The sequence below is a fragment of the Kocuria sp. cx-455 genome (assembly GCF_057707085.1).
Genome location: NZ_JBYIPM010000002.1, coordinates 300,802 through 325,810, shown reverse-complemented (window position 1 = coordinate 325,810; position 25,009 = coordinate 300,802). Strand labels below are relative to the sequence as shown.

Below are 25,009 nucleotides of genomic sequence, written 5' to 3'. Positions count from 1 at the left end.
GGGCTAGAGAATCTTCCCCACGGGGAGCTTCTTCTCGGCCTGGAACAGGTCCTCCGTACGGCCCGCGGCCCAGTACCCGGACAGCGATACCTGAGAGCGGTCCAGGTTGCGGCGGTCGAACAACTCCTTGCGAACCTCTTTCATGGCCTCGCGCTCGCCGTGCACGAAGACTTGAACGCCGGACAGGTCCTCGGGCCACGGAGCTGTGGACACGGCCGATACGAGGGCGCGTTCATCCTGCTGATGGCTTGAACGGTAGACCCACTGGATCCCCACGCCCTCCGGCACGCTGATGTCGCTGAGATCGTGGCGGTGCGCGGGATCCTGCACCTCGAGAATCGCCAATCCCTTCGCTGTGTCGGGGAGGGATTCCACATTGGCGAGCACTGCGGGGATCGCAGCCTCGTCCCCGGCCAGCAGCGTCCAGGAGGCATCCGGTTCCGGTACCCATTTTCCACCCGGCCCCACGGCCACGAGCCGGTCGCCGGGCTTGGCCGTTGCGGCCCACGGCCCCGCATGCCCCTCCGTGCCGTGCAGGGCGACGTCGATCCACACGGCGCCGGCGGCGGCGTCGTACCGGCGCAGCGTCATATGCCGGGTGACCGGGAGGTCCTCGGGTGCGGCGCCATCGCGCAGGCTCCAGTAATCGGGGAATTCCCCGGCGGCAATCTCGGCCAGCGTGGCGTCGGAGAAGAACACCAGTTTGACGTACTTCTCCGGGGGAGCGATGTCCTGGTAATCCTCGTGATTGGTGATCCTACACACCACGCGGACCATGCCCGGGGACAACTCCCGGCGCCCGGTCACCTCCAGGTTGAGCTGTGGTTTCCGTGGCTTGCGCGCAGTGGTCTTCTCCATCTTCCCAGCCTAGGTGATCCTATTGGGCGATCGTCCAGTTGACGGGTTGCGCACCCTGCTTCTCGAGAAGCTCGTTGGTTCGGGAAAACGGGCGCGAACCGAAGAATCCCCGCGCCGCGGACAGCGGGGAGGGGTGCACTGATTCGACCGTGGGCGCCCCTGCCAACCACTGTTTGGTGTCGCGGGCGTCGCGGCCCCACAAAATTCCGACCAAGGGGGTTTCTCGTTGGGCCAGGGCCTTGATCGCGCATTCCGTGACGGTTTCCCACCCCTTGCCACGGTGGGATGCGGGAGCACCCTCGCGCACGGTCAGGGCCCTGTTCAAGAGCATGACCCCCTGCTCGGACCACGACGAGAGGTCGCCGTGCTCCGGCGGGGTGATCCCCAGATCGGTGCTCAGCTCCTTGTAAATGTTCTGCAGGGACCTGGGGATGGGACGAACCTGCGGTTGCACCGAGAAGGAGAGCCCCATGGCATGTCCCGGGGTCGGGTACGGATCCTGCCCCACGATCAAGACCTTTACCCGGGACATCGGTTCGTGAAAGGCGCGAAAGATGTTGTCCCCACTCGGGAAGGTGCGATGTCCGGCAGCATGCTCGGCTCGCAGGAATTCCCCCATCTCACGAATGGTGGACTCCACGGGCTGCAACGCCCGGGCCCAGTCATCACTCATGATCTCGTGCAAGGGACGAGGTTCTGACATGAGCTGGTCTCCGATCAAGGGCGGGTGCGGATAACGGGTACGAGATTACCGGTTATGGTGGCTCTCATGGCTGAACCGGACAACGGGCTCAATGCACTGGACCAGGCCATCCTGCAGCTCGAAGCCGAACACTGGAAATATCGGGGGGCCAAAGAGTCGGCCATTCGGCAACGGCTGGGGCTCAGCCCCGTCAATTACTACCAGCGTCTCAACGCGCTGATCGACCGTGACGACGCCGCCCGGTTCGCGCCCATACTCATTTCTCGATTACGCCGGGCCAGGCAGCGTTGACGGGTGGGACAACACCCGCGGCCGTGGGATAGTAGAGGCAAATCGTGGCTGACCGGAAGTATGGACAATGAGTGAATACCCCCGTGACGAATTCGACGACGTTCCCGAGGACGGAATGCGTCAAGGTGCCCACCGGGGTCACAACCCGCGGGCGCGCACCGGTTCCCGTAAAGGATTCCTCGCCATTGTCGGAGCGGGAATTCTGGCGCTCGCCGTCGGAGCGGTCGCGTTCGTGAACGCACCACGCACAGCCCAGGACGGAGTGGAGAACTCTCCTGCGCCCTCGGGCAACATCACGACCAGCACCACCGAACCCACTCCGTCCCAGAGCCCCACGGCGCCACCGGAACAGCCGGCAACACCGGCGGCCCCTGTAGCGCCCGTTGCTCCGAACACCGGGGTCCAGCCCGGTCCGGAACAGCCCGCAGCGCCGGAAGTGCCCGCCGCGCCGCCGGTGTTAGAGGTCCCCGCCGCGCCTCCCGAGGTCCCGTCCCAACCGGATGCTCCCGCGGAACAATTTTTCGTACCGGATACCGGCGACGGCGCGGGGGACGAATCGGGCACGCGGGAAGAACCCGGTTCGACCGGGGACACCGTACCGGGGGCCGGCGCCCAGTCGGGCAACGTCCCGGGTGGGCAAGCCGGGGGTCGTGAGGGCACCGGGCAGGAACCCGCAACGGTGGCGGCAGTTACGCCGAGCAATTGACCGGTGACACCCGCGATTCTTCAGCCTCTGACGAAACCTGAGTTTTCTTGACTCAAGGTGTTTGCACTCTCCGTGGACGAGTGCCAGTATTGACTTAGCACTCAGTTGAGTGGACTGCTAAACCCGGGTCCGGGGGAGGCCCACTCACAAGAATGGGTGAATACCATCCATCACGGTGAGGTGCGTTCACACGGGTGAGGATCCGTGCGAACCATCGTCCGTCGCGGGCATCGTGATGAACAGATTTGTTTGTCAACCGTCCAGGAGGGACGCAACACATGGCAAAGATGATCGCATTTGACGAAGAGGCACGCCGCGGACTGGAGCGGGGTCTGAATACCCTGGCCGACGCCGTCAAGGTGACCCTTGGCCCGCGCGGACGCAACGTTGTTCTGGAGAAGTCCTGGGGCGCTCCCACCATCACCAACGATGGTGTATCGATCGCCAAGGAGATCGAGCTCGAGGATCCGTACGAAAAGATCGGCGCCGAGCTCGTCAAGGAAGTTGCCAAGAAGACCGACGACATCGCCGGCGACGGCACCACCACGGCCACCGTGCTCGCACAGGCCCTGGTCAAGGAAGGCCTGCGCAACGTAGCCGCCGGCGCCGACCCGCTGTCGCTCAAGCGCGGTATCGAGAAGGCCGTTGCCGCCGTGACTGAGGAATTGCTGTCCTCGGCCAAGGAAATCGAGACCGAGGAAGAGATCGCTGCCACCGCGTCGATCTCCGCCGCTGACCCCGAGATCGGCAAGCTCATTGCCGCCGCCATGGAAAAGGTCGGCAAGGAAGGCGTCATCACGGTCGAGGAGTCCAACACCTTTGGGCTGGACCTCGAGCTGACCGAGGGCATGCGCTTCGACAAGGGCTACTTGTCCGGTTACTTCGTGACCGACGCCGACCGCCAGGAAGCGGTCCTCGAAGATCCCTACATCCTGATCGTCAACTCCAAGATCTCCAACGTGAAGGACCTGGTCCCCGTTCTGGAGAAGGTCATGCAGGCTTCCAAGCCGCTGTTGATCATCGCCGAGGACGTCGAGGGCGAGGCCTTGGCCATGCTCGTGCTGAACAAGATGCGCGGTGCCGTGAAGTCTGTGGCCGTCAAGGCCCCCGGCTTCGGTGACCGTCGCAAGGCCCAGCTGGCTGACATCGCCATCCTCACCGGCGGCCAGGTCATCACCGAAGAGGTCGGCCTATCCCTGGAGTCCGCGACCTTGGACCTGCTGGGCACCGCTCGCAAGGTGGTTGTCACCAAGGACGAGACCACCATCGTCGACGGCGCCGGCACCCAGGACGAGATCGAGGGCCGCGTGGCTCAGATCCGCGCCGAGATCGCCAACTCCGATTCGGACTACGACCGCGAGAAGCTGCAGGAGCGCTTGGCCAAGTTGGCCGGCGGTGTGGCAGTCCTCAAGGCTGGTGCCGCTACCGAGGTGGAGCTCAAGGAGCGCAAGCACCGCATCGAGGATGCCGTGCGTAACGCCAAGGCCGCCGTTGAAGAGGGCATCGTCGCCGGTGGTGGCGTGGCGCTCATTCAGGCCGGCCAGAACGCCTTCGACAAGTTGCAGCTGACCGGTGACGAAGCCACCGGTGCAAACATCGTCAAGGTTGCCATCGATGCACCGCTCAAGCAGATTGCCGCGAACGCCGGCATGGAGCCCGGTGTGGTGGCGGACAAGGTGCGCGGTCTGCAGACCGGCCACGGTCTCAACGCCGCAACCGGCGAATACACCGACTTGATGGCCGCGGGCATCAACGACCCGGTCAAGGTGACTCGTTCTGCCCTGCAGAATGCGGCCTCGATTGCCGGTTTGTTCCTCACCACCGAGGCCGTCGTGGCCGACAAGCCCGAGCCCGAGGCTCCCGCCGGCGCCGGTGCGGATCCCATGGGTGGCATGGGCGGCATGATGTAAGCAGTGCCCCCAGGGCACGCTCGATCGCCTCGCGCGGTCCAGCCATGACAAAGCCCCCGGAACGCCGGCTCAATGGCGTTCCGGGGGCTTTGTCATGCGCCTATGATCGAACCTGAACAGGAGGTGCGTCGTGTGGGAATTAGACGATCACGTCTGGGCCCAGGTGAGCGCGGTGTTGCTGGCCTTCGGATTGTGCACCGTCATGGGCACGGAACGGCAGCTCCGGCGCAAATCCGCCGGTATGCGCACGCACGCTCTGGTAGGTTCCGGCTCGGCCATCCTCACTCTTGTGTCCGCCTATGGATTTCAACCCTTGCCGGGTATTGACCAGCTGCCACCGGACCCGTCCCGGATTGCCGCCCAGGTCGTTACGGGTATCGGATTCCTGGGGGCAGGCATCATTTTTCTCCGCAAGGAGGTCGTGCACGGTCTAACCACCGCCGCCAGCGTATGGGTTGCTGCGGCGGTGGGCATCGCATGCGGAGCCGGACTCTTCCCGCTGGCAGTTGTCGGCACGCTGATCCAATTGACCGTGGCGTTACTCCTCACACCGTTATCAGCGTTCCTGCTGAAATTCCCCGGACATCAAACCATAGAGCTGCGTTACGAGGACGGCAAAGGTGTGCTGCGGGCGGTCTTGACGGCCGCCACGGACCTGGACCTGGCGGTCAGGGTGGTGCGAACGGACCGCGTGTACACGCGAGCCGGTGCGGAAGTTGTCATGGTGCTCAAGATGTTGGGGCGCACCGACGCTCACCGTGCCGTGGTGGAGTTCTCGGAGGTCCCCGGCGTCGTATCCGCCGCCGCCATGCCCGAACCGGAAGCGGACGAGTAGCGGGTTACTGCCTGTCGGAGGCGTTTGCGAAGATGATTGCATGACAATTATTGCTGCGGCGGACGGTTCTGCCCTGGGAAATCCCGGCCCCGCCGGATGGGCCTGGTTCATCGACGAGAACACGTGGCGCGCCGGTGGCTGGGACCACGGCACCAACAACATGGGTGAACTCACCGCGGTCTTGAACCTTCTGCAATCAACACGTCACATACCGGACGAGCCCCTCAAGATTCTGTGCGACAGCCAGTACGTCATTAATTCCATCACCAAGTGGATGCCGGGATGGAAGAAGAAGGGCTGGAAGAAAAGGGACGGCAAACCCGTTCTCAACGTGGAGATCATGAAAGCCCTGGATCGTGAACTGGCAGGGCGCACCGTGGACTTCGAGTGGGTCAAGGGTCACGCGGGTCATGAACTCAACGAAGCCGCCGATGAACGCGCCCGGGCCATGGCCTCGGCGTACCAGGCAGGTCACGCGAAACACGAGATGCCGGTGGGCCCCGGATTCGGCGGCGCCTGTGATCCGGTGCCGGAACCACAGCCCGGGGGAACGCAGCAGCCCGAACAGGGGACTCTGCCATCGGCGGAACCCCGCGCTGCGGCGGCCGGGCACGGCGTACGGCCAACCGAACCCGAAGCGGATCCGGATTTATTTTCGGAGCTGTGGGGGCGGGAGGAGGACCCGGTGTTCGAGGGTATCCGCCCGGAGGAACGCATTGCCCGGCAGGCTGATCCGGTGCACCAGGTTCAGGCACTGGAGGCCACGCTGCTGGCCCCGGGCACCCCGGAGGAACGTCGCCTGGAGCTGTTCCACGAGGACTTCGAATACGTTGCCCGGGACGGCTCGGTCGGTGGCGCTCGGGGATTCATTTCGGACCACCGGGGGCCCCGTGAACGCCACGAATCGGATCTGAGCCACAACTGGGCGTTACCACTGGGATCCACGGCCTACCACCTGACGTACCGGCTCACGGACAGCTCCGCCGTGACCCGGCGCAGCTCGCTGTGGCTGCGGGAGGACCACCACAACGAAATGGGGCCGTGGCTGCTGCGCTACCACCAGGTCACCACGGAGAGCTGATACGGCTCAGCCCGCGAACATTCTGGCGTTGGCGGCCTCGGTTTCCGCGTACTGGTTACCGGCTGCGGACAGGGCCTGATTGATCTGCGCCATGGCCTGTTCCATCTGAGCCTGCGCGGCGCGCCATGATCGGAAGGCCTCCTGGAAATTGGCTGATGCAGTGCCGGTCCACGAATTCTGCAGATCGGTGAGGGTCGAGGTCATGCCGTTGACCTCGCCGGTCAAGCGCTCGATGTGCCCCTGCGCTTGTTGGGATTTGGCGGCAATGGTGTCGCTGTCGACCACGAACTGTGCCATGGTTATCTCCTCGCTGTGAGTGTGAACGCCGGAGTAGTCCCGGCTCTGCACAGCGTAGGCAGCGGTTCGGTCATTTTCAGCGCGGGCTCTGGGTCCGGTGGGTTCATCCGACGGTCGGCGGATTGTCCACAGGCTCGCTGTGCGGCACCCGCACGGTGAACGTCGCCCCACCCCCGGGGGTTTCCTCCAACTTGACGGCGCCGTCGTGCTGTTCCACGATCGCCGCCACAATGGACAGGCCCAAACCGGTGCCGCCGGTTTCCCGCGTGCGGGACGAGTCGGCACGGTAGAAGCGCTCGAACACACGATCCGCATCCACACCGTGAATACCGGGACCGTGATCGCGCACCTGCAAAACGGCGGTGGAGGCCCCATCCACGCTCGGCTCCAGCCCCACGGCCAACTCGACGGGGGTTCCTGCGGGGGTGTAACGCAGAGCATTCGTCAGCAGGTTCGCCACCACCTGCCTCAGTTTGGACTCGTCGCCGTACGTCCAGGCCTGCTCCGGGGTGATGTCCTCCAGGCCCACCACCTGCATCACTCGATCGGGCGCCGTGGCGTGGGCGTCCGAGGCGGCGTCGTAGGCGAGGTGCATCAGATCCATGTGCTGCATAGTGGCCGGCCGGCGTTCGTCCAGGCGGGCCAGGGTGAGCAGATCCTCGACCAGCTGGGTCATCCGCTTGGCCTCCGATTCAATCCGGTTCATGGCCTTGCCCACGTCTTCGGGCTGCTGCAGTGCGCCGTGGCGATAGAGCTCCGAGTAGCCGCGGATGGACACCAAAGGTGTGCGGAGTTCGTGAGATGCGTCCGCCACGAATCGGCGCAGTTTGGTCTCCGACCGAGTGCGTGCTTCGAAGGCGTCCTCAATGTGCCCGAGCATGGCGTTGAGTGACATGGACAGTTGTCCAATTTCGGTTTGGGAGTTGTACCCCTCCATACGCTGCGACAAGTCACCTTCGGCAATCCGGGCGGCGGTGGATTCCACTTCTCGCAAGGGCGCGAAAGCCCGGGTCACCAGGACCCAGCCCACGGCCATCGCGGCCAGCAGGGTGGCCAGTCCGAAACTGAAGGTCAGTAACGACACCGCTGAAATTATGGAGTTTGTTCGGTCCAGGGGCTGGGCAACGACCACGGCCATGTCGTAGTGCTGCAGCTTGGCCGGTATGACCCGCCATTTCCGTTCGGGGGCTCCGACCGCGGACACCGTGGTGGGCTCCAGGTTGTGGGACACCACGTAGGACAGATCCATTCCGGTCAGGTCCGGTGCGGGCCGGGTGACGCTGGAGTCCTGGCTGTTCTCCGCAGCCGCGATCACGTTTCCCTGGGCATCCAGCAAATAGCCGGCGTGCGGGACAGGAGTGGCGATGGTCCCCTCGAGCTCGTCCAGCAGCACCGTGGACACCGAGGACACGGACTGCCCCAGTTCTTGATCCGTGTTGTCGACCAGGGCATCGCGCAGCACGGAAATGGCCACCAGCGACGTCACGAGGATGCTGATGGCCAGCAGCAGGCCGGTGAGGACCATCAGCTGCGAGCGCAGTGACGCGGAACGCCACCTGCGGGAAATCCGGGTCAAGGGATCAGTGGCGCTTGTCGGACGAGCGCAACAGGTACCCCACACCACGCTTGGTGTGGATCAACGGCGTCTGCTCGGGGTCGTTGTCGATCTTGCGTCGAAGGTAGGAGATGTACGACTCCACAATGGAGGCATCCCCGTTGAAGTCGTACTCCCACACGTGGTCCAGGATCTGCGCCTTGGACAGCACGCGATTGGGGTTGAGCATCAGGTAGCGCAGGAGCTTGAACTCGGTGGGGGACAGGTCGATCTCGCGATCGCCGCGGAAGACCTCATGGGCGTCGTCGTCGAGCACCAGATCGTCCACGTGCAACCGGGAGTCCTCTTCCTCGATGGGTTGAGTGCGGCGCAGTACGGCGCGGATCCGGGCGACCACCTCGTCGAGGCTGAAGGGCTTGGTCACGTAGTCGTCACCACCCACGGTCAAACCGGTGACCTTGTCATCGGTGTCGTCCTTGGCGGTGAGAAAAAGGATCGGGAAGTGCCGGCCGGCAGCTCGTAGCTTCCGGGTCACGGAGAATCCGTCCATGTCCGGGAGCATGACGTCCAGGACCGCGAGGTCCGGGTTCTCGGCCTCGGCCTTCAGAAGAGCGTCACGCCCGTTGGCGGCGGTCACCACCTCGAAGCCGGCGAAGCGCAGTGATGTCGCCAGCAGCTCAAGGATGTTGGGTTCGTCGTCCACGACGAGCAGTTTGGCCTCAGGAGTCTTATCGTTCACAGGCACCAGTGTCTCGGAGTTACCTGAACGCAGACTGAGGCAATTCCAGAGATTTTCTGTACGGTTTCGACATCGCTCGGGCGGGGTCAGCGGCGGCGTCGCCGCAGCGCGGTCCGGGCCAGCTCGACACACATGAGCATGAAGGCCACGGGGAAGAAGACAGCGGGGAAAATCGTGAAGCCACTCCAGAGGACCTGACCCATGAGTGCGGCTATCAGGACGATCACCAACGACACCGAGCTCAGGGCGGCCAGGACCAGGGCGACCAGTCCCAGTGTGGAGAGGGTACCGACCCGGACCGGTCGGGCGGGGCGGGGGCGTTCCTGGAACGTGGGATCAGACATGATCACCAAGGTACCAATTCCACTCATGCGGTGGATGAACAGCGCATTCGACCATGCCGGGGAGAGGATAGACTCAAGAGTTCTTAGATGACCGTGAATCCCCGCCCACCAGGGCTCGGAGTAAGACAAGAGAAACTGAGGTGATCCGCGTGCCCACGGGCAAAGTCAAGTGGTTCGATTCCGAGAAGGGTTTCGGCTTCCTGGCAACGGATGATGGGCAGGAAGTGTTTTTGCATTCCTCCGCCCTGCCGCAGGGCGTCACCACGGTGAAACCGGGAACCCGTATGGACTTCGGCATAGCGGCCGGTCGCCGTGGCGCGCAGGCGTTGTCCGCCACAATCATCAGCAAGCCGCCCTCCGTGGCTCGCAACACTCGTAAACCGGCCGAGGAAATGGCTGTGTTGACCGAGGATCTGATTCGGCTCCTGGACGGGATGTCCAACGGTCTGCGTAAGGGCCGCTACCCGGACCGCACCCACGGGCGCAAGATCGCCTCCATCCTCCGTACCGTGGCGGATGAGCTCGATGTCTGAGGGGAGCACCAACCAGACGGAAGGTGTTGCCCGGGTCACCGAACAGCCCGCACTCGTGGCGACAGCGCGGCGTCGTACCCCCAAGCAGGACCCCACTCTGGCCCAGGCCGTCGAGACCGCCCGCAAGGCGGTCGTGGAGTCCGCGGGCGAGGAGAACATCGGGGGGCACCTGAGTATCGAGGTCCACGAGGACCGTCTGCTGACTCATCTCTTCGAGTGCACCATGGCCGGGTATCCCGGGTGGACGTGGTTCGCCACGGTGGCCAGGGCACCTCGGACCAAATTGGTGACCGTGTGTGAGGTCGGGTTGTTGGCCGGCGAGAAGTCATTGTTGGCCCCGGACTGGGTTCCGTGGGAGGAGCGTATGCAGGCGGTCAACGATCAGCACGATGCCGAGGGCGAGGAATTCCCGATCGAGTCGTCGTCCGAGAACACCGACGCCACGGAGGACCCGCGTGCCTCCGTGACCGCGGATGAGGACCCCGTTGCGGACGCCCCGTCGGAGCACGCGGAGGACGATCGGGCCCAGCACCGGAACGAGGAATCGTCGTAACACCCCGACCGGCCGTGGATTCAGGCAGCGAGCGACCGTACCCGGAGGAATCTTCGGGTACGGGGATGTTTCGTTCCTTGAAGATCCGTAATTACCGACTATGGTTCACCGGCGCGCTGGTTTCCAATATCGGAACGTGGATGCAGCGCACTGCCCAGTCCTGGCTGGTTTTCGACGAACTCACGGATCATGACGCCACGGCCACGGGTGTGGTCATGGCATTGCAGTTCCTGCCCCAACTGCTGTTGGCTCCGTACGCCGGCGTCACCGCCGACCGGTACGACCGACGCAAGATTCTGCTGGTGACGCAGACCCTCATGGGTCTGCTGGCCGCGGGCCTGGGTCTCTTGGTGTTGTTCGGGGTTGCCGAATTGTTCACCGTGTACGCGTTCGCGTTGGGTCTCGGCATTGTGGCCACCTTCGACGCACCGGTTCGGCAGACGTTCGTCTCGGAAATGGTTCCGGACACCCACCTCTCCAATGCGGTGGCTTTGAACTCCACGTCATTCAACTCCGCCCGGTTGATCGGCCCGGCGGTTGCCGGCGTTCTGGTGGCCGCAATTGGTTCCGGCTGGGTGTTCTTGTTGAACACCGTGACGTTCGCGGCCATGATCGGCGCGATCCTGGCCATAGATGACAACCAATTACGGTTGATGCCCAAGACCAAGCGCGGCCGGGGTCAGATCCGCGAGGGCATGGCGTACGTGGTGCATCGACCGGACCTGGTGGCGGTCATGGCCACCATTTTCATGATCGGCACCTTCGGCATGAACTTCGCGGTCTACCTTGCGGCCATGGCGGGCTCCGAGTTCGGCCGCGGCTCACAGGAATTCGGTGTGCTCAATTCGGTGCTCGCTGTCGGCACCGTCACGGGAGCGCTGCTGGCAGCCAAGCGCGCGCGAGCCCGCTTGCGGTTCCTCTATGCGGGCTGCATGGCATTCGGCCTGTCCACGCTGGGCGCAGCCACGGCTCCCACTCTGCTCATCTTCGCGCTGTGGCTCATCCCGAGTGGTGTTTCGGCCATGACGATCATGACCACGGCCAATGCCTACGTCCAGACGACCACGTCACCGGTGATGCGCGGACGCGTGATGAGCCTCTACATGGCCATCTTCATGGGTGGCACGCCCCTGGGCGCGCCCGCGGTCGGTTGGCTCACGGACACGTTGGGCGCTCGCTGGGGTATGGGATCCGCAGTGGCCGCGGGTGTGAGCGGCGCGCTGATCGGCGCGTGGTTCTTCTGGCGCCTGCGCACGGAACGCACGGAACGGGACAGGACCGCTCGGGGAGGAGCGGCCGGCTGAGCAAGCACTGCCGGGATCGGCAGCGGGCGGCGTCGTGAACCAACGACGCCGCCCGCTGCGGTTTTCCGGGACAGCCGCCCCGTCAGGACAAGGCGTTCTCCAGCGTCCAGTCGATGCACGCGAGCAGGGCTTCGACGTCACCAGCGGGGACCGAAGCGAACGTGGCGATGCGCAATTGGTTGCGCCCCAGTTTCCGGTAGGGGTCCACGTCCACCACGCCGTTGGCACGCAGGACGGACAACACCCGTGCGGTGTCCACGGAGTCGTCGAAATCAATGGTGCAGACCACGGGGGAGCGGTGCGCGGGGTCGGCCACGAACGGTGTGGCGGGCGGGGTTCGCTCGGCCCAGTCGTACACGAGCGAGGATGTCGCCCGGGTGTGGCCGGCCGCCCACTTCATGCCACCGTTGTCGTTGAGCCAACGCACCTGCTGGTCGAGCATGACCAACCCGGCCAGCGCCGGTGTGTTGTAGGTCTGGTTCTTGCGGGCATTCTCCACCGCCGTGGCCAGGGACAATACGTCGGGAATCCAGCGATCGGAGCGGGCGATCTCCGAGATGCGTTCCAGCGCAGCGGGGGACACGGCGGCGAACCAGATACCGCCGTCGGAACCGAAATTTTTCTGCGGGGAGAAGTAGTAGACATCGGTCTGCGATGCGTCCACGTGCATTCCGCCGGCCGCCGACGTCGCGTCGATCACCGTGAGGGCGCCCGCGTCCGTTCCGACCGGGCGGGCCACGTCCATGATCACGCCCGTGGACGTCTCGTTCTGCGGCCACGCGTAGACGTCGATCCCCTCCCGAGGTTCGGGGCCGGTCGGACGGGAACCGGGTTCGGCCCGGAGGATGTCCGAGGGGTCCAAATGCGGTGCTTTGTCGGTAACCTGCGCGAACTTGGAGCCGAACTCACCGAATGACAGGTGCTGTGCGCGGCGTCGAACCAGGCTGAATGCGGCACTGTCCCAGAAGGTGCTCGCGCCTCCCAGGCCGAGGATGATTTCGTAACCGTCGGGAAGATCAAAGAATTCGGCGAGCCCCTCACGAATCCTGCCCACGAGATGACGCACCGGGGCCTGTCGGTGTGATGTGCCCAGCAGGGTTGAGCCCGCACTGATCAGGGCGTCGATTTGGTCGGGGCGCACACGTGAGGGGCCCGCACCAAAACGCCCGTCGGTGGGCAGCAGGGACGCGGGAAGGACAGGCAACTCGGACACGGAGGCTCCTAGCATGATGGATCATTGGGGCTGACTCCATTGTGCCCCCGGTGCTATCGCCGAGGTCGCAGCCCGATGGAGCGGGTCATCCTGTCGGATCGGACCGATATGCTTATCGTGAATCATTCACGAAACCCCTGTGAGAGCGCACCCACTCGACGCGCCCCCAGATTCCTCAAAGGATGGACCATGAGCGGCGATTTAATCGACACCACCGAGATGTACCTGCGCACTGTGCTCGAGCTGGAGGAAGAGGGCATCGTGCCCATGCGTGCGCGCATCGTGGAGCGGCTTGAGCACTCCGGCCCCACGGTGTCGCAAACCGTGTCACGCATGGAGCGGGACGGACTGCTCGAGGTGCTCAAGGACCGCTCTCTGTCGTTGACGGACACCGGGCGGGCCAGGGCCATCGAGGTCATGCGCAAACACCGCTTGGCCGAACGACTCCTGGCGGATGTCGTGGGCCTTGATATGGCCTACGTGCACGAAGAAGCATGCCGGTGGGAGCACGTCATGAGCGAACGAGTGGAGCGGCGACTCATGGCGCTGTTGGACGAACCCCGGTATTCGCCCTACGGGACGCCCATTCCCGGGATGGGTGCCATTGGTGGCCCCCAAGTGGGTGCGGAACGATTCAAGGGGATGAACCTGCTGGATGCCGCGAGTCAGGACCGTGCCGCGACATTCACCGTGCGTCTACTGCCCGAGGTGATCCAGGCCGATCAGGACATGATCGAGACTCTCAGCTCGGCGGGAGTGCTCAATGGCGCCCGGGTCACCGTGGCTCCCTCGGAGTCCGATGCCGAGCGTGTCCTGGTCACGGTCTCCGCCACCGGGCACAGCGTGGAACTGGACCGTGCGAGCGCAAAGGCGATCCGCGTGGACCTCGACCAGGACCGTGTCTGATAACAATTTTCGGGGCGCCCCCCAATGTGTGGATCATCACGATGTGTACTACCTGTGAAACACATCACATACCCAGCAGTAGCCGGTGTTAGTACAGGTCAGCACCGTTTTAATGGGGTCGTTGCACGCGGACTGCACAGCTGAATAAGGCAGCCATTAATTATGTACAACGTCTCAATACCCGCCCACTAATCCACACCTGCGGCCCTTCCGTGACCTGTCGTAATCAAAACGTGACAATTTCGTTATCTGTCATGTACTGTTCTTCTCGTGCCGATCGCTGGTCGGATCGGCGCTCACACGCGTACCGCCTAGTTCTGCCATCGCGTGTGATCCGTACACACATCCGCAAGGCAGAAGCGGGGGAACCACCTTCGGGCCCATCACGTTTCACGGGTCCTTGGGGTTAAGTCGCACCGACGCCACAAGCAGACGTGCGGCCGGATGACTCCCATCCGAACCCGACAGCTCACCTCGTAGGCGCAGGGAGGAAAACCGACATGATTTTCGTTAAGAAGAACTCTGCTCGTCACCGCGCCGAGTCCGCATCGCACGCGGTCCGCAACACCTCCATCGCAGCTGCTGCTGCCGGTGTCGCAGTGGCAGGCATCGTGGCTCCGGCTCAGGCCAGCAGCGACCTCATTGATTTGGGTGGCACCACCTCTTACGGTACCCAGTCCGAGTCCTCCTGGGACTCCGCGGCCGGTAACAGCTACTCCTGGACCTCTGAAGCAACTGCCTCCGTGCAGACTCCGGCCGTCTCCGCCGACAGCGGCGTGGCGCAGGCTTCCAGCAACACCCAGCAGGACTCGGGCGTTTCCACCCAGTCCAATTCTTCCGCCAGCGGCATGGCCGGCACCGCCTACCAGGGCCTGGGTGGCGCCTACGTCCTGGGCGGCACGGATTTCAAGAGCTGGGACTGCTCCGGCTTCACCCAGTGGGTTTACGCGCAGAACGGCATCGACCTGCCGCGCGTGAGCTGGGCTCAGATCGCCGCAGGCACCCCCACGTCCAACCCCCAGCCGGGCGATCTGGTTTCCCAGAACGGCGGCGGCCACGTTGGTATCTACATCGGCAATGGCCAGATGATCTCCGCGCTGAACCCCTCGCAGGGCACCGCAGTGCACTCCGTGAACGCCATGCAGCTGGACGGTTACTACACCTTCCGCTGATCCGCATGAGCTGGGCGGCGGCCCCGTTCCCGCCCAGCTTCTGCGTGTCTTGACGGGTACGTGATGTAGCACTACACCGTCAGTCGGGTCCCTCGATGGACCCCCCGTTATCTGATCTCCGGCACGTTGTGCCTCCCCGTCCGAATTCTTGACCGATGGGCTCGCGATTTAGTGCGCCCATCGTCAGCACACACCCGTGCCCGGACGGTCCTCGAACGCGTAAGGAACCCTGACGTATGTCGCCCGAAACGAACACCCAGACTCGCGCCGGCCTCTTCGCCGGCAAGGCCCGCACCGTGGCCGCCGTTGCCGCATTCTCCGGTTTGGCCCTGGCCACCACCGTGTCCGTGCAGGCAACTCAGAACGCATCCGAGCAGAGCCCCGCGGCCGTTGTGGCCGAGGCTCCCGCCGCGGAGCAGACCGTGACTGCAGAGCCGGCCGCCAAGTCCGACTCCTCCAAGGCAGAGAAGGCCGAGAAGAAGGAAGAGAAGGCAGCACCCAAGGCTGAGGTTGCCCCCGCAGCTCCCGCCGCTGTGCAGGCTGTGCCCGCTGCGGACGTTGCCCCGGCCGCCGAGGCACCCAAGGCCGAGGCTGCCCCGGCTGCTCAGGCTCCCGCCGCCGAAGCCGCTTCCCTCAATGTTGCTCCCGCTTCCGAGAACGTGACCCCGATCGCCCCGGCTGCACCCGCTGCCGAGGCTCCCGCTGCTCAGGGTCGCCATGCCGCTCCGGCCACCGCCGAGACCCAGGCTCGTGAAGCCGCCGCCGCTCAGGATGCCGGTGTCGCTTACGAGGCCCCCGCCGCTCCCGCTGTGACCCCCGCGTCCAACAACACCGCCGCTCCGGCTGCAAAGGCCCCTGAGGCTCCGGCTGCATCGGCTGAGAAGTCCACGACCGTTGCCCCGCAGTCCTCGAACACTGCGTCCAGCTCCAAGGGCCAGGCCATTCTGGGCGCCGCTGAAGCTCAGATCGGTGTCACCCAGGACTGCACCATGCTGGTGACCAACTCCCTGAAGGCTGTTGGCATCAACCACCACGGCTGGCCCGAGAGCTACAAGTCGTTGGGCACCCAGGTCTCTGCTGCTGAGGCCAAGGCCGGCGACATCGCCTACTACGCCAACGGCGGCGCCGGTGCCGCACACGTGGCCATTTACGCCGGCAACGGCCAGGCCATCCACGGTGGTTGGAACGGCAACCAGACCGTGAAGCAGACCGTCAACGTGGGCTCCGGCCCCGAATTCATCCGCGTGAGCTGAGTAGGAACACTCACTTTTCCGCGGTAGGTTCCCGTTCCTGGCGGGGCCACGCATCGAGTCGGGACCGGTTGTGTACCCGGCCCCGGTGAGAGACAGCAAGAACACACGAACCCCGCCGACCACGGGGTTCGTGTGTTTTTTGCGTTGTACGTGCGAGGTCGTCACGGGCAACCCCCACGCGGCACTCAGCGATTCCGCCTAAAATAGGACTCATGCCCACCGATTACTCGAGCGCCGCCCGCACGCCTCTGGACCAGGAATTCACGTATCTCGCCATCGGCATGGTGGCCGGTGCGGTCCCCGGCATCATTGTGGGGTTCATCGTGGCCGCCTTTGTGGGCCACGCCGCCATGTGGCTGTCGGTGTTCGGCGGCGTGGGCATTGTCGTGGGCCTGGTGGCCGCCACACTTCTTTTCCGACGACGCCGTGCCAAGGCCGCCTCGCAGGCACCGCACTCAGGTCCGGGCGAGGGCCTTCAACGCTGAGATCTCCCGACGCACATTGATTCGTGCCCGTTCCTCCCACAGCACGGAGCCCCGTTCGGTGTGGAACAGAGCGGGTTTGTCCAGTAGTCGGGACAGGATTTCCACTCGAGCCGGCGCGAAATCCCGATCGGGGACGTGCCGGTATTCGTCACGTACCTCACGCGCGTACTCCTGATACGTCGCGTCGTCCGTTCCCAGGATCGACAGATCCGCGTCCACCAACACCTGCGCATCGGCGTCGTCCGCGTCCGGCGTGTGATCGAGTGTGGCGAGGACCAGTCGGGCCACGCGATCGCATGCGCTGCGGCTGTAGCCGGCCATCTTGAGCCGGTTCCGGGCCAGGTCCGCCGACTGCCGTTCGTCCGTGCCGGCCCGGCCCTGATGAACGGCGTCGTGAAACCACGCCGCGGCCACGAGTTCGGGGTGTTCACGTGCCGTGACGAGAGCGTCGATGGCTTCGAGCACTCGTAGTAGATGACTGAGATCGTGGTAACTGCGGTGCGGTTCGCTCCAGCGTTCCACGAGTTCTTCACCGAGCCACGCCATGGCGGGGAACGTGCTGTTCCAGCGCTGCCGGAGCGTGGAGGCCAACCGTTTGGGACGGCGTCGTGCGGGCACCCGCATACCGCTGGCCACAAGGATTTTGACCAGCTCTTTACCGTCCACCGGGACCGCCCCGGCACCCACGGCATCCGCGTGGCGGTGCGCCGGGACGTCGTAGTGGTCCAGGTCGAAGGCGCGCGGGGAGATGCCCAGGGCCGCCGCGAAGGCGTGCAGCTCGGCAACGGAGGTGTCGGAGACGAGATGCGAGAAGACTGTGCCGTGCGCGGGCCATCTGGGCGGGTCGATAAACAAGGTCATGGGTCCATTGTGGGGGTTCCAACTCGCGGCCGGCGCTCACGCGGCATAAACTAAGTTCTCGTTGCCCTCGTAGCTCAGGGGATAGAGCACGGCTCTCCTAAAGCCGGTGTCGTTGGTTCGAATCCAATCGAGGGCACGAAAAAGTCCCGCCGGATCCGGTGGGACTTTTGCGTCTTCGGGATCAGTCGCGCGGTCGTTGGCCGGGCAGCTTGCCCTCGGCGAAGTCATTGAGTTTACGACGCACGATCATGACGTTGACGATCAGCGCCACGACGACCACCGCCGCCAACAGTGCCCAGCGGGCCATCACGAGCCCCGACGCTGCGGCCACCAGCGAGGCGTCCTCGGGAGTCGCCACGGCGGCCTCCAAGGTGCGGTTGCCCACCACGAAGACCACTGCGTAGGCCAACGCCACCAGCCAGAACGACCATTTGAGCGCCCTCTCGGGGGTGTTCAAGCCGAAGAACAACACCATGCCCAGGGCGAAGAGCAGTGGGGCGAACAATCCGGTGGTCGCGTGAACGCCGGTGTAATCGGCCAGCCCGGTTTCTCCCAGGGCCCGCGAGAACTGCGTCATGTACTGCTGGTCCACTCCGTTCAACTGCATTTCGGGGACCGGCATGCCGCCCGCAGCAGCGGCGCTGAAGCCCGGGAGGACCACAAAGGTGTAATACGCCCAGATTGCAATACCGATGATCAGGGCCGCCCCGACCACGATGGCCGCGGACGAAGCCTTCCCCGGCTCGGCTCTGAGTGCGCCATTGGGCATTTCATGCACGTGCTGCCCGCGACGAGCGGGCCGGGCCGCCCGCGGATCAGCACCCCCGGGAGTGTCACTCGATGCCCCGTACTTCTTGGCCTTTTGTGAATTGGTCATGCCCATGCCGTTCATTATCCCCGTTGTGCGTGCGCGACGGCGGTTCACCGCTGTCGAGGACATGCAGAGACCGTGGGAGTAGGCTTTGTGAGTACGGGTACACACCGGGCAACGGCCGGTGGGAGAAGGTGCCCTGCGGGCACCGCGGAAGGATGGTGACGGTTGTGGAACTTTCCATTGGCCTACCGGACGGGTTGCTCATGCGCGTGCAGCAAGGGACATCCCTCACACTGTACGAAGCCGATCACGCCACGGTTCGGCGGAGCATTGATTGCTCCTGCCTGGACGGAGCCGAGATCGTCGATATCGTGTGGTCCCACAAGCTGTCCGCGGTCATTGCGGCTGTTCCCCTCCGGCACCAGTTGTTCCGTTGGGACGCGTACACCGACACCCTCCAGGAATACGCCGGAACCGGGGAGAAGGGTCGCCGGGACGGTCGCATTGCACAGGCCAAATTCGCTTCCACGGTGTCCATCACCGAATCCGGCGACGGTCGATTGTGGTTCGTCGACAAGGATTCGTCCTCGTTGCGCTACATCGAGATCGACACCGACCGACCCGACGGAGGGCCACAGGTGGTCACGGTGATCGGACGGCACGGCGCCGGGTATCAGGACGGCCCGGCGGACGAGGCCCAGTTGAACCATCCGGAAGATCTGCAAGTCCTCTACGACGGTTCGATCGTGGTGGCGGACACCGGCAATCATGCCATCCGTCACCTGGACATCCACGAAATGGAAGTCTTCACCACCTACGGTGGACCTGACCAGGACCCCGACGAGTTCGACGAGGACGACTTCCAGTTGGAGGCCCCGGTGCGGGTGACCGTGGCCGATTCACAATTGTGGGTTGATGACGCCAATGGGCGGCACATGTTGGAGCCCAAGTACGTGTGAGATAACACCTCTACTTAATGGGTGTCCGACGGCCTGGATACACTGAGCCCATCATGGATTACCTCGCAGACAACCCCTTGCTCTCAGCCGCTTCCGTGCGTTCGGACACCACGCCCGTCAAACCCGCTCACGCGGGTGCTTCCACCGAGCAACTGGTGGCGGGATTGAACGAACCGCAGCGCGCAGCAGTGGTACACGCGGGCTCCCCGTTGTTGATCGTGGCGGGTGCGGGATCGGGGAAGACACGAGTTCTCACGCATCGGCTCGCGTATCTTCTGGCGTCCGGGCGCGCGAATCGCGGGGAAATCCTGGCCATCACATTCACCAACAAAGCCGCGGCCGAAATGCGGGAGCGCATTGCGGATCTCGTGGGGGACTCGGCCCGTTCCATGTGGATCTCCACGTTCCACTCCCTGTGCGTACGGATTCTGCGCCGCGAGGCCAAGACGCTGGGCCTCACCGCCAATTTTTCGATTTACGACGCCGCCGATTCCTTACGTTTGATCACCCAGGTGGCCAAGCAGCACGAATTGGACCCCAAACGATTTGCTCCCAAGGCCATTCAGCACAAGATTTCCGCTCTCAAGAACGAGCTCGTGGACGATGAATCGTTTCTCGCCCGCGCCAACAGCACCGACCCGTTCGAGATGGCAGTGGCCGAGGTGTACCGGGGCTACACGCAGCGGTTGCGCGCCGCCAACGCCCTGGACTTCGACGATCTCATCGGGGAAACGGTGCATATGTTCCGCGCATTCCCGCAGGTTCTCGACTACTATCGGCGCCGCTTCAAGCACATCCTGGTGGACGAGTACCAGGACACCAACCATGCCCAGTACGCCCTGGTGCGGGAACTCGTGGGAGGCACCTCCGAGACGTACCGTGATGAGACCGGCCTACCCCCGGCGGAGCTGACGGTCGTGGGCGATTCGGATCAGTCCATTTATGCGTTCCGCGGCGCAGACATTCGCAATATCACCGATTTCGAGCGCGATTTCCCATCCGCCCGCACCATTCTTCTGGAGCAGAATTACCGCTCCACTCAGAACATCCTCTCGGCGGCCAACTCCGTGATCTCGCAGAATTCGGGTCGTCGGGACAAAAAACTTTGGACGGCCGAGGGCAGCGGAGCGCCCATCATCGGTTACGCCGCGGAGAACGAACACGAAGAAGCCCGGTTCATTGCAGAGGAGATCGACCGGCTGCAGGATGATCACGGAGTCCGCCCCGGTGACGTGGCGGTCTTTTACCGCACCAATGCGCAGTCACGCTCCCTCGAAGAAATCCTCATGCGCGTGGGGCTGCCCTACAAGGTGGTTGGCGGCACACGCTTCTACGAGCGCAAGGAAATCAAGGACGTCATCTCGTACTTGCGGGCCATTGCGAATCCCGCGGACGACATCAACGTCCGGAGGGTGATCAACGAGCCCAAGCGGGGTATCGGTGACCGCGCACAGGGCGCGATTGCAGTCCTCGCGGACCGCGAGGGGATCAGCTTCAGCCAGGCCATGCATCGCCTGGACGAGGCCCCCGGGCTGGCCAAGCGCTCCGCCAATGCCGTGGAGAAGTTCGTGCAGCTCATGGACGACCTCGCGGAGCTGTCCCGCACCTCCTCGGTGACCACCGTGGTCGAGGCAGTCCTGGAACAATCCGGGTACTTGGAGTCGTTGCGCTCTTCCAACGACCCCCAGGACGAGTCCCGCGTGGAGAACCTGGCCGAACTCGTGGCCGTGGTCCGCGAGTTCGAGAGGGACAACCCCGATGCGGGGCTGGGGCAGTTCCTGGAACACGTGGCTCTCGTGGCGGATGCGGATCAGATTCCGCAGCAGCCGGAACCCGCGGACGGCGCGGTCAGCGCTCAGCAGATCGCCAAGGAAGTGGCGGAGGCCCGGTCACAGGGTGTGGTGACCCTGATGACACTGCACACCGCCAAGGGGTTGGAGTTCCCGGTCGTGTTCCTCACCGGCATGGAGCACGGCATCTTCCCGCATCAACGCAGTTTCCTGGACCCCTCCAGCATGGAGGAAGAACGCCGCCTGGCGTACGTGGGCATCACCCGTGCCCGGCAGCGGTTGTACCTCACGCGCGCGGAATCCCGATCCATGTGGGGTCAATCCCAGTTCAACCCGCCCAGTCCGTTCCTCGAGGAGATCCCCGCCGACCTACTGGACTGGAAGCGAGAGGGCTCCGCCTCCGGGAGCATGGGTTGGGGGTCGCCCATTCACGCGGGCGGTGATCGCCGCGACGCCATGCGGGGTTCGTCCTGGGCCGCGGGTGCCGGGTCGGGGGCGTCGTTCTCCAGGCTCGCCGCGGCGTCGGCGGGGCGGGTGCAACCGCGCAAGGAGATTCCCGCGCTGTCCGTGGGGGACAGCGTGGAACACACGGCGTTCGGTAGAGGTTCCGTGATCTCACTCGAAGGCTCGGGGGACAAGACGGTGGCCAAGGTGCGCTTCGGCTCGGAGGAGAAGCGGTTACTCCTGCGCTATGCCCCCATCAAAAAGGTCGAGTGAGCGAACCTAAAGAAACAGGAAAACCAGCGCAATGAACACCGCGGTGATGCGTAGCGACTCTCCATTAAGCACATGCATGATTCCCAGCAGCACCGTACTGACCGTGCTGGCCAGGGCCACGGCCGGCCCGGCCGCGAGGAACATGACGGCGCCCAGCACGGCTCCCGCCACCAGTCCACCCCAGGGAACGTGACGTGCGGCGGGGAACGTGAGGCGCAACAGCAAGGCCCGGTGGGCATAGGCCAGCAGACTTGCAACCAGACAGGCCCGGCCCACGTGATAAACCAGCCAGGCGAGCATGGGCAGCCACGCGATCGGCCCGTGCATGCTGTAGAGCTCGAAGTAAACGCGGACCGGGGTCATGCTCCAAGAATCCGCTATGGACACCGGCAGCACGATGGCGGCGAGCACGGCGACCACGAAGCAGACAAAGATGCTGGACCATCTCCGGTGGCCCAGAACGGTGGTGAACCGTGAGGGCAGTGGATCCACCCCGCGTCTGCGTGACCAACCGACCAATGACCGCGCCAGAACGAACCACGCCAGGCCCAGTCCCACCCAGAACAGCATTTGCCATCCCAGCGGATAATAGGCGTCAATGTCGCCGGTGACGGTCAGCACCGACCCGTCGACCACGAGTTCGAGTCCCAGCGCCACGAAGGACAGGGTGGCCAGGGCGGTCATGAACCCCCGGTCGGCAGGGCGGGCATCCCATACATCCGCACGTTCCACGCTACGCATGGAGACCAGTCAATCAGCCGCAGGGGCGGAATCCACGAATTGCGGCACCCCCGCAGCTTTGCATCTACTGAAGTGTGACGCGAGCTATCGAATACATGGACTAAAATCACCCTGAGGGCACTATGGCCGCGCGCATGTGCGGCCAATCCCGATTTATCAGGTCGATCCGCTGAAGCATCGAGCTTGGGCGGACCGACACAACACCTCGACGCAAAGGACACTTATCCGTGGACCTGTTTGAGTACCAGGCACGCGACCTGTTCGAAAAGCACGGTGTCCCCGTGCTGGCCGGCATTGTCGCCACCACCCCCGAAGAAGCCAAGGCAGCAGCAGAGAAGATCGGCGGCGTGACCGTCGTCAAGGCGCAGGTCAAGGTAGGCGGTCGCGGCAAGGCCGGCGGTGTGAAGGTCGCCAAGACCGCCGATGAGGCCTACCAGTACGCCCAGGACATCCTTGGCATGGACATCAAGGGTCACACCGTCCACCGCGTCATGATCGCCGAAGGTGCAGACATTGCCGAGGAGTACTACTTCTCGGTGCTGCTGGACCGCGCCAACCGCTCCTACCTCGCCATGTGCTCCGTCGAGGGCGGCATGGAGATCGAGCAGTTGGCCGTTGAGCGCCCCGAGGCCCTGGCCCGCGTGGACGTGAACCCGGCGGAAGGCATCACCGAGGCCAAGGCCCGCGAGATCGTGGAGCAGGCCAAGTTCGATTCCGAGACCGCGGAGAAGATCGTTCCCGTTCTCGTGAAGCTGGGCGAGGTCTACACCAAGGAAGACGCCACCCTGGTGGAGGTCAACCCGCTGGTCAAGACGGGTAACGGTGAAGTCCTGGCTTTGGACGGCAAGGTCTCCCTGGATGACAACGCCGAGTTCCGTCACGAGGACCACGCCGGCCTGGCCGACAAGTCCTCGGCCGACCCCCTGGAGGAGAAGGCCAAGGAGAACGACCTCAACTACGTGAAGCTCGACGGCGAAGTGGGCATCATCGGCAACGGTGCCGGTCTCGTGATGTCCACGCTGGACGTCGTGGCCTACGCCGGTGAGAAACGCGGCAATGTGAAGCCCGCCAACTTCTTGGACATCGGTGGTGGCGCCTCCGCGGAGGTCATGGCCGCCGGCCTGGACGTCATCCTCAACGACCCGCAGGTCAAGTCCGTGTTCGTCAACGTGTTCGGCGGCATCACCGCGTGTGACGCGGTGGCCAACGGCATCGTGAAGGCCCTGGAAATCCTGGGTGATTCCGCCACCAAGCCCATCGTGGTTCGTCTGGACGGTAATAATGTCGACGAGGGCCGCCAGATCCTCGCCGACGCCAATCACCCGCTGGTCACCTCCGCGGAGACCATGGACTCCGGCGCCGACAAGGCCGCCGAGTTGGCCAACTCCGCCAAGTAATCGCCCACGCGCAGAGCTATCAGGAAGAAGATATGTCGATCTTTTTGAACAAGGACTCCAAGGTCATCGTTCAGGGCATCACCGGCGGCGAAGGCACCAAGCACACCGCCCGTATGCTCGCAGCCGGCACCCAGGTGCTCGGCGGTGTCAACGCCCGCAAGGCCGGCACCACGGTGAACCACAAGGACAAGGACGGTCAGGACGTCGAGCTGCCCGTGTTCGGTTCCGTCACCGAAGCGGTGTCCGAGACCGGCGCGAACGCGTCCATCGTGTTCGTGCCGCCGGCCTTCTGCAAGGACGCCGTGATCGAGGCCATTGACGCCGAGGTTCCGCTCATCGTTGTCATCACCGAAGGCATCCCGGTTCAGGACTCCGCGGAGTTCTGGGCACACGCCAAGGCGAACACCGGCGCGGACGGTAAGCCCAAGTCCCGAATCATCGGCCCCAACTGCCCCGGTATCATCTCCCCCGAGGAGTCCCTGCTGGGCATTACTCCGGCAAACATCACCGGCAAGGGCAAGCTGGGTCTGGTCTCCAAGTCCGGCACCCTGACCTACCAGATGATGTACGAATTGCGTGATCTGGGTTTCACCTCCGCCATCGGTATCGGCGGGGACCCGGTCATCGGCACCACGCACATCGACGCTCTGGAGGCCTTCGAGGCTGATCCGGAGACCGAGGCCATCGTGATGATCGGTGAGATCGGCGGCGATGCGGAGGAACGCGCCGCTGACTTCATCAAGGCCAACGTGACCAAGCCGGTCGTCGGCTACGTTGCGGGCTTCACCGCTCCCGAGGGCAAGACCATGGGCCATGCGGGTGCCATTGTCTCGGGCTCCTCGGGAACCGCTGAGGCCAAGAAGGAAGCCCTTGAGGCCGCCGGCGTGAAGGTGGGCAAGACGCCCTCCGAAACGGCACAGCTCATGCGCGAGATCTTCGAAGGCAAGTAAGCAGCGCCCGGCCGGTTGATCCGGCCCGCAACACGCCGACGC

General features: G+C 64.3%; 26 protein-coding genes, 1 tRNA gene and 1 riboswitch. Of the genes, 17 read left to right on the top strand and 10 right to left on the bottom strand.

The window, feature by feature from the left end; genetic code table 11:
• Positions 1–3: 3 nt before the first annotated feature.
• Positions 4–858: a siderophore-interacting protein gene (locus AC3ENJ_RS05315; RefSeq protein ID WP_190807371.1), complete on the bottom strand. Its 855-nt coding sequence runs from the start codon at positions 856–858 to the stop codon at positions 4–6.
• Positions 859–877: 19 nt separating this feature from the next.
• A complete protein-coding gene (locus AC3ENJ_RS05310; protein WP_190781821.1) occupies positions 878–1,561 on the bottom strand; it encodes a uracil-DNA glycosylase in 684 nt (227 codons plus the stop codon).
• A gap of 66 nt (positions 1,562–1,627) precedes the next feature.
• Between AC3ENJ_RS05310 and AC3ENJ_RS05305 the strand changes: the two genes are divergently transcribed.
• From AC3ENJ_RS05305 to AC3ENJ_RS05285, 5 genes are all read left to right on the top strand, one after another.
• Complete coding sequence (locus AC3ENJ_RS05305; RefSeq protein WP_223841980.1) at positions 1,628–1,852, top strand: DUF3263 domain-containing protein; 225 nt, start codon at positions 1,628–1,630, stop codon at positions 1,850–1,852.
• A 67-nt stretch (positions 1,853–1,919) separates the two neighbouring features.
• On the top strand, positions 1,920–2,558 hold the full coding sequence (locus AC3ENJ_RS05300) for a hypothetical protein (protein ID WP_431813327.1): 639 nt from the start codon (positions 1,920–1,922) through the stop codon (positions 2,556–2,558).
• Positions 2,559–2,836: 278 nt separating this feature from the next.
• Complete coding sequence (groL, locus tag AC3ENJ_RS05295; protein WP_431813326.1) at positions 2,837–4,468, top strand: chaperonin GroEL; 1,632 nt, start codon at positions 2,837–2,839, stop codon at positions 4,466–4,468.
• Positions 4,469–4,598: 130 nt separating this feature from the next.
• Complete coding sequence (locus AC3ENJ_RS05290; RefSeq protein ID WP_308495876.1) at positions 4,599–5,303, top strand: MgtC/SapB family protein; 705 nt, start codon at positions 4,599–4,601, stop codon at positions 5,301–5,303.
• 40 nt (positions 5,304–5,343) lie between these two features.
• Positions 5,344–6,384 carry an RNase H family protein gene (locus AC3ENJ_RS05285; protein ID WP_431813325.1) on the top strand — a complete coding sequence of 347 codons (1,041 nt, stop codon included), beginning with the start codon at positions 5,344–5,346 and terminating at the stop codon, positions 6,382–6,384.
• 6 nt (positions 6,385–6,390) lie between these two features.
• On the opposite strand, the gene AC3ENJ_RS05280 is transcribed toward AC3ENJ_RS05285, so the two are convergent.
• From AC3ENJ_RS05280 to AC3ENJ_RS05265, 4 genes are all read right to left on the bottom strand, one after another.
• Entirely contained in the window at positions 6,391–6,681 is a 291-nt protein-coding gene (locus AC3ENJ_RS05280) for a WXG100 family type VII secretion target (RefSeq protein ID WP_190807374.1), read from the bottom strand.
• Between the two features lie 103 nt (positions 6,682–6,784).
• Positions 6,785–8,257, bottom strand: coding sequence for a sensor histidine kinase (locus AC3ENJ_RS05275; protein WP_431813324.1), 1,473 nt, complete (start codon positions 8,255–8,257; stop codon positions 6,785–6,787).
• 4 nt (positions 8,258–8,261) lie between these two features.
• Entirely contained in the window at positions 8,262–8,975 is a 714-nt protein-coding gene (locus AC3ENJ_RS05270) for a response regulator transcription factor (protein WP_190781815.1), read from the bottom strand.
• 86 nt (positions 8,976–9,061) lie between these two features.
• Entirely contained in the window at positions 9,062–9,319 is a 258-nt protein-coding gene (locus tag AC3ENJ_RS05265) for a hypothetical protein (protein WP_190781814.1), read from the bottom strand.
• Positions 9,320–9,468: 149 nt separating this feature from the next.
• Between AC3ENJ_RS05265 and AC3ENJ_RS05260 the strand changes: the two genes are divergently transcribed.
• The 3 genes from AC3ENJ_RS05260 to AC3ENJ_RS05250 all read left to right on the top strand — a co-directional run bounded on the left by AC3ENJ_RS05260 (position 9,469) and on the right by AC3ENJ_RS05250 (position 11,709).
• The gene (locus AC3ENJ_RS05260) at positions 9,469–9,852 is read left to right on the top strand and encodes a cold-shock protein (protein WP_190781813.1); all 384 of its coding nucleotides are present in this window, start codon (positions 9,469–9,471) and stop codon (positions 9,850–9,852) included.
• Positions 9,845–10,405: a DUF3027 domain-containing protein gene (locus AC3ENJ_RS05255; protein WP_190807376.1), complete on the top strand. Its 561-nt coding sequence runs from the start codon at positions 9,845–9,847 to the stop codon at positions 10,403–10,405. The genes AC3ENJ_RS05260 and AC3ENJ_RS05255 overlap by 8 nt, the downstream gene beginning before the upstream one ends.
• 65 nt (positions 10,406–10,470) lie before the next feature.
• The gene (locus AC3ENJ_RS05250) at positions 10,471–11,709 is read left to right on the top strand and encodes an MFS transporter (protein WP_431813323.1); all 1,239 of its coding nucleotides are present in this window, start codon (positions 10,471–10,473) and stop codon (positions 11,707–11,709) included.
• Positions 11,710–11,791: 82 nt separating this feature from the next.
• On the opposite strand, the gene serC is transcribed toward AC3ENJ_RS05250, so the two are convergent.
• On the bottom strand, positions 11,792–12,922 hold the full coding sequence (gene serC, locus AC3ENJ_RS05245) for a phosphoserine transaminase (RefSeq protein WP_190807378.1): 1,131 nt from the start codon (positions 12,920–12,922) through the stop codon (positions 11,792–11,794).
• Positions 12,923–13,111: 189 nt separating this feature from the next.
• Between serC and AC3ENJ_RS05240 the strand changes: the two genes are divergently transcribed.
• The 4 genes from AC3ENJ_RS05240 to AC3ENJ_RS05225 all read left to right on the top strand — a co-directional run bounded on the left by AC3ENJ_RS05240 (position 13,112) and on the right by AC3ENJ_RS05225 (position 16,738).
• Entirely contained in the window at positions 13,112–13,828 is a 717-nt protein-coding gene (locus tag AC3ENJ_RS05240) for a metal-dependent transcriptional regulator (protein WP_431813322.1), read from the top strand.
• A 331-nt stretch (positions 13,829–14,159) separates the two neighbouring features.
• A riboswitch (cyclic di-AMP (ydaO/yuaA leader) is annotated at positions 14,160–14,323 on the top strand.
• A gap of 5 nt (positions 14,324–14,328) precedes the next feature.
• Positions 14,329–15,000: a C40 family peptidase gene (locus AC3ENJ_RS05235; protein WP_190807380.1), complete on the top strand. Its 672-nt coding sequence runs from the start codon at positions 14,329–14,331 to the stop codon at positions 14,998–15,000.
• A gap of 236 nt (positions 15,001–15,236) precedes the next feature.
• Positions 15,237–16,253: an NlpC/P60 family protein gene (locus tag AC3ENJ_RS05230; protein WP_431813321.1), complete on the top strand. Its 1,017-nt coding sequence runs from the start codon at positions 15,237–15,239 to the stop codon at positions 16,251–16,253.
• A 212-nt stretch (positions 16,254–16,465) separates the two neighbouring features.
• Positions 16,466–16,738 (top strand): hypothetical protein, encoded by a 273-nt coding sequence (locus tag AC3ENJ_RS05225; protein ID WP_190781806.1) that lies wholly within the window; start codon positions 16,466–16,468, stop codon positions 16,736–16,738.
• Here the strand turns inward: AC3ENJ_RS05225 and AC3ENJ_RS05220 are convergent.
• On the bottom strand, positions 16,709–17,599 hold the full coding sequence (locus tag AC3ENJ_RS05220; RefSeq protein ID WP_431813320.1) for a DUF4031 domain-containing protein: 891 nt from the start codon (positions 17,597–17,599) through the stop codon (positions 16,709–16,711). The genes AC3ENJ_RS05225 and AC3ENJ_RS05220 overlap by 30 nt on opposite strands.
• Before the next feature lie 63 nt (positions 17,600–17,662).
• Between AC3ENJ_RS05220 and AC3ENJ_RS05215 the strand changes: the two genes are divergently transcribed.
• Positions 17,663–17,735 (top strand) — tRNA-Arg (locus AC3ENJ_RS05215).
• Between the two features lie 45 nt (positions 17,736–17,780).
• Here AC3ENJ_RS05215 and AC3ENJ_RS05210 read toward each other — a convergent pair.
• Positions 17,781–18,476 (bottom strand): hypothetical protein, encoded by a 696-nt coding sequence (locus AC3ENJ_RS05210; RefSeq protein WP_431813319.1) that lies wholly within the window; start codon positions 18,474–18,476, stop codon positions 17,781–17,783.
• Positions 18,477–18,640: 164 nt separating this feature from the next.
• Here AC3ENJ_RS05210 and AC3ENJ_RS05205 point away from each other — a divergent pair, with 164 nt between their 5' ends.
• Positions 18,641–19,372, top strand: coding sequence for an NHL repeat-containing protein (locus AC3ENJ_RS05205; protein WP_223841300.1), 732 nt, complete (start codon positions 18,641–18,643; stop codon positions 19,370–19,372).
• Positions 19,373–19,425: 53 nt separating this feature from the next.
• A complete protein-coding gene (gene pcrA / locus AC3ENJ_RS05200) occupies positions 19,426–21,879 on the top strand; it encodes a DNA helicase PcrA (RefSeq protein WP_431813318.1) in 2,454 nt (817 codons plus the stop codon).
• A 6-nt stretch (positions 21,880–21,885) separates the two neighbouring features.
• On the opposite strand, the gene AC3ENJ_RS05195 is transcribed toward pcrA, so the two are convergent.
• Positions 21,886–22,620, bottom strand: a complete 735-nt coding sequence (locus tag AC3ENJ_RS05195; protein ID WP_431813317.1) for a hypothetical protein — start codon at positions 22,618–22,620, stop codon at positions 21,886–21,888.
• A gap of 227 nt (positions 22,621–22,847) precedes the next feature.
• Here AC3ENJ_RS05195 and sucC point away from each other — a divergent pair, with 227 nt between their 5' ends.
• Both sucC and sucD read left to right on the top strand, forming a co-directional pair.
• Positions 22,848–24,017 (top strand): ADP-forming succinate--CoA ligase subunit beta, encoded by a 1,170-nt coding sequence (gene sucC, locus AC3ENJ_RS05190; RefSeq protein WP_431813316.1) that lies wholly within the window; start codon positions 22,848–22,850, stop codon positions 24,015–24,017.
• A 32-nt stretch (positions 24,018–24,049) separates the two neighbouring features.
• Positions 24,050–24,967, top strand: a complete 918-nt coding sequence (sucD, locus tag AC3ENJ_RS05185) for a succinate--CoA ligase subunit alpha (RefSeq protein WP_431813315.1) — start codon at positions 24,050–24,052, stop codon at positions 24,965–24,967.
• Positions 24,968–25,009 lie beyond the last annotated feature (42 nt).

Coding starts and splice junctions, on each gene's coding strand:
- AC3ENJ_RS05195 (WP_431813317.1), bottom strand. CDS start 22,620: ATGCGTAGCGTGGAACGTGCGGATGTATGGGATGCCCGCCCTGCCGAC.
- AC3ENJ_RS05210 (WP_431813319.1), bottom strand. CDS start 18,476: ATGACCAATTCACAAAAGGCCAAGAAGTACGGGGCATCGAGTGACACT.
- AC3ENJ_RS05240 (WP_431813322.1), top strand. CDS start 13,112: ATGAGCGGCGATTTAATCGACACCACCGAGATGTACCTGCGCACTGTG.
- AC3ENJ_RS05265 (WP_190781814.1), bottom strand. CDS start 9,319: ATGTCTGATCCCACGTTCCAGGAACGCCCCCGCCCCGCCCGACCGGTC.
- AC3ENJ_RS05305 (WP_223841980.1), top strand. CDS start 1,628: ATGGCTGAACCGGACAACGGGCTCAATGCACTGGACCAGGCCATCCTG.
- pcrA (WP_431813318.1), top strand. CDS start 19,426: ATGGATTACCTCGCAGACAACCCCTTGCTCTCAGCCGCTTCCGTGCGT.
- AC3ENJ_RS05255 (WP_190807376.1), top strand. CDS start 9,845: ATGTCTGAGGGGAGCACCAACCAGACGGAAGGTGTTGCCCGGGTCACC.
- groL (WP_431813326.1), top strand. CDS start 2,837: ATGGCAAAGATGATCGCATTTGACGAAGAGGCACGCCGCGGACTGGAG.
- AC3ENJ_RS05285 (WP_431813325.1), top strand. CDS start 5,344: ATGACAATTATTGCTGCGGCGGACGGTTCTGCCCTGGGAAATCCCGGC.
- AC3ENJ_RS05220 (WP_431813320.1), bottom strand. CDS start 17,599: ATGACCTTGTTTATCGACCCGCCCAGATGGCCCGCGCACGGCACAGTC.
- AC3ENJ_RS05235 (WP_190807380.1), top strand. CDS start 14,329: ATGATTTTCGTTAAGAAGAACTCTGCTCGTCACCGCGCCGAGTCCGCA.
- AC3ENJ_RS05250 (WP_431813323.1), top strand. CDS start 10,471: ATGTTTCGTTCCTTGAAGATCCGTAATTACCGACTATGGTTCACCGGC.
- sucD (WP_431813315.1), top strand. CDS start 24,050: ATGTCGATCTTTTTGAACAAGGACTCCAAGGTCATCGTTCAGGGCATC.
- AC3ENJ_RS05280 (WP_190807374.1), bottom strand. CDS start 6,681: ATGGCACAGTTCGTGGTCGACAGCGACACCATTGCCGCCAAATCCCAA.
- AC3ENJ_RS05310 (WP_190781821.1), bottom strand. CDS start 1,561: ATGTCAGAACCTCGTCCCTTGCACGAGATCATGAGTGATGACTGGGCC.
- AC3ENJ_RS05315 (WP_190807371.1), bottom strand. CDS start 858: ATGGAGAAGACCACTGCGCGCAAGCCACGGAAACCACAGCTCAACCTG.
- AC3ENJ_RS05300 (WP_431813327.1), top strand. CDS start 1,920: ATGAGTGAATACCCCCGTGACGAATTCGACGACGTTCCCGAGGACGGA.
- AC3ENJ_RS05225 (WP_190781806.1), top strand. CDS start 16,466: ATGCCCACCGATTACTCGAGCGCCGCCCGCACGCCTCTGGACCAGGAA.
- AC3ENJ_RS05230 (WP_431813321.1), top strand. CDS start 15,237: ATGTCGCCCGAAACGAACACCCAGACTCGCGCCGGCCTCTTCGCCGGC.